Source organism: Streptomyces sp. UH6 (assembly GCF_013421635.1).
GTDB classification, from domain to species: Bacteria; Actinomycetota; Actinomycetes; order Streptomycetales; family Streptomycetaceae; genus Streptomyces; species Streptomyces abyssomicinicus.
The window spans coordinates 1-2,918 of the sequence record NZ_JACADT010000717.1 but is presented as its reverse complement, the minus strand read 5'-3'; the positions used below and the strand labels follow the sequence as shown (position 1 = coordinate 2,918).

General features: G+C 70.7%; 3 protein-coding genes. 2 read left to right on the top strand and 1 reads right to left on the bottom strand.

Features of this window, described 5'->3' with window-relative positions; genetic code table 11:
- Positions 1 to 520: shikimate dehydrogenase (locus HW445_RS24770; RefSeq protein ID WP_308799842.1), on the bottom strand; the 520-nt coding region annotated here is incomplete at its 3' end.
- Between the two features lie 159 nt (positions 521 to 679).
- On the opposite strand from HW445_RS24770, the gene HW445_RS24765 reads away from it, so the two are divergent.
- Both HW445_RS24765 and HW445_RS24760 read left to right on the top strand, forming a co-directional pair.
- The gene (locus HW445_RS24765; RefSeq protein ID WP_180223151.1) at positions 680 to 1,333 is read left to right on the top strand and encodes a TetR/AcrR family transcriptional regulator; all 654 of its coding nucleotides are present in this window, start codon (positions 680 to 682) and stop codon (positions 1,331 to 1,333) included.
- Positions 1,334 to 1,533: 200 nt separating this feature from the next.
- Positions 1,534 to 2,856 carry an MFS transporter gene (locus tag HW445_RS24760; protein ID WP_180223150.1) on the top strand — a complete coding sequence of 441 codons (1,323 nt, stop codon included), beginning with the start codon at positions 1,534 to 1,536 and terminating at the stop codon, positions 2,854 to 2,856.
- The last annotated feature ends 62 nt before the right edge of the window (positions 2,857 to 2,918 follow it).

The following is a 2,918-nucleotide window of genomic DNA, read 5'->3' as shown; positions in this document are numbered from 1 at the left end:
GCGCGGCGGCGAGTGCCTCGGCACGCTCCGCGAGTGAGTCCACCACGGTGATCCGGCCGGCCCCGAGGGTGAGCAAGGCGTGGGCCACGGCGGCTCCCGCTCCTCCGGCGCCGACCTGGACCACGTGGTGCAGGGGCGCGTCCGGCAGGCCTCTGGCGAAGGAGGCGGCGAAGCCGGTGACGTCGGTGTTGTGGCCGACGGCGCGGCCGTCCTCGAAGACCACGGTGTTGACCGCGCCGAGCGCCTCGGCCTGGGGCGAGAGCGCGTCGAGGTGCTCGACGACCAGTTGCTTGCAGGGGTGGGTGATGTTCAGCCCGTCGAAGCCGAGGTCCCGCGCGGCACGGGTCAGGCGGCCCACCTCCTCAGGGGCGATCCCGAGGACGTCGATGTCGAGGAGGCGGTAGAGGTAGCGCAGCCCTTGGCGGTCGGCCTCCCCCTGGTGGAGCGCGGGGCTCAGCGACGGACCGATCCCCGATCCGATCAGTCCCACCAAATACGAGTCCTTGGCGTCCTTGGCCACGTCACGGCTCCCTAATGTACGAACTAGTACGTTACTCATATCAGCAAGGTCGGGCGCGACGGAAGCCCTCGAACCGCCTTGCGGACGCGGCTTCTAGAATCGCGCTGACCTCTCCGGCCGCAGTCGGGCCGGCCGCGACGAGCACTCCGAGGACCCGCATTGACCAGCGTCGACAAGCCCGCACGGAACAACGGCCGGGTACGGGACGCCGCCCGCACCCAGGCCGAGATCCTCGACGTGGCGACCGAGGAGTTCGCCCGGGCGGGTTACGCGGGGGCCAGGGTGGACGAGATCGCCGCCCGGACCCGCACCACCAAGCGGATGATCTATTACTACTTCGGCGGCAAGGAGCAGTTGTTCACCGCCGTGCTGGAGCGCGCCTACGCGGTGATCCGGGAGGCCGAACAGGACCTGGACGTCGACGGCCTCGACCCGGTCGCGGCGATCCGGCGGCTGTGCGAGGTGACTTTCGACCACCACGAGCAGCACCCGGACTTCATCCGCCTGGTGAGCATCGAGAACATCCACGAGGCCGAGCACATCATCTCCTCCGAGCGGCTCTCCCGCATGGGCTCGCCGGCGCTGGACGTGATCGGCCGCATCCTCGCCGCCGGCCGCTCGGCCGGCGTCTTCCGCGGCGACGTGGACGCGGTGGACCTGCACGCCATGATCAGTTCGTTCTGCTTCTTCCGGGTCTCCAACCGGTACACGTTCGGCGCCCTGTTCGGCCGCGACCTGGTGGCTCCGGAGCGGCGCGGGCACCACCGGGCGATGCTGTGCGACATGGTCGTCGCCTATCTGACGACCGGCTGATCCGGCGGGCGGTCGCCGCCGAAGCCCGGGACGCGGTCTCTTGACACCCGAGTCACCTCGGCGCAACATCACTGCCCATCGCTACTAACTACCCAGTGGGTTAATTAGCGACGCCCCCACATCTGCCTGCTTTCACCTGCTTTCGCCTGCTTTCCGTCCGCTTTCCGCCTGCTGTCGCCGTCCGCCGAAGGAGCACGCCCGTGTCCGTCCCCGCCGCCCCGCCCGAGACCCCCACGGCACAGCCGAGGAAGGCGGCCGCCGCCGCCTGGATCGGCAGCGCGCTGGAGTACTACGACTTCTTCATCTACGGCAGCGCGGCCGCCCTGATCTTCCCGGAGGTCTTCTTCGACGAGTCCGACCCGGCGACCGCGACGCTGCTCTCGCTGGCCTCGTTCGGTGTCGCCTACGCCGCCCGGCCGATCGGCGCCCTCTTCCTCGGGCACTACGGCGACCGGCTGGGCCGCAAGAAGATCATGGTGTTCACCCTGTTCCTGATGGGCGTCTCCACCTTCCTGATCGGCTGTCTGCCCACCTACGGGCAGGTGGGCGTCCTCGCCCCGACGCTGCTGGTGCTCTGCCGGGTGCTGCAGGGCATATCCGCGGCCGGGGAGCAGGCCAGCGCGAGTTCCATGACGCTCGAACACGCGCCGCCGGAGCGGCGCGGCTTCTTCACCAGCTTCACCCTCAGCGGGACGCAGGGCGGTCAGCTGATCGCGACCCTGGTCTTCATTCCGGTCGCCGCGCTGCCGGAGGAGCAGTTGATGAGCTGGGGCTGGCGGGTGCCGTTCTGGCTCAGCGTGGCGGTGATGGTGGTGGGTCACGTCATCCGGCGCCGCCTGGACGAGACGCCCGCGTTCGCCGAGCAGGCCGCGTCCGGGGGTGTGGCGAAGATGCCGCTCGCCGTGCTGATGCGCGACCACTGGCAGGACGTGCTGCGGGTGGTGGCGGGTGCGCTGGTGGCCTCGGTGTCCACCATCTTCACCGTGTGGGCGCTGTCCTACGCCACCAGCGACGCGGTGGGGATGTCCCGTACCGGCATGCTGTGGGTGGCGGCGCTCGCCAACGCGGTGGCGCTGGGCGCGATCCCGCTGTGGGCCTCGCTGTCGGACCGGATCGGGCGGCGGCCGGTGTACCTGATCGGCGCGGTGGGCAGTCCGGTCCTGATGTTCGCCTACCTGTGGGCCATCTCCACCGGCTCCTTCCCGCTGGTCCTGGTGCTGGGCATCCTGCTCTTCGGTGTGGTCTACAGCGCGGCCAACGGCATCTGGCCGGCCTTCTACGGCGAGATGTTCTCCACCCGGGTGCGGCTCTCCGGCATGGCGATCGGCACCCAGATCGGCTTCGCCGTGGCCGGCTTCGCGGTCACCTTCGCGGCGGAGTTCGCCGGGCCGGAGGGTGACGACTGGTCCGCGGTGGCCCTGTTCACCGCCGTGCTCTGCCTGGGTCCGCTGGTGGCGGGGCTCACCGCCCGCGAGACGGCCAAGGTGCCGACGGAACGGCTGGGGGAACGCCTGGCGGCGTGATCGGCGCACGACGGGGCGGGCCGGACCGGCGGGAGTGCGCGGCCGGGCCCGCCTCCGGCGCG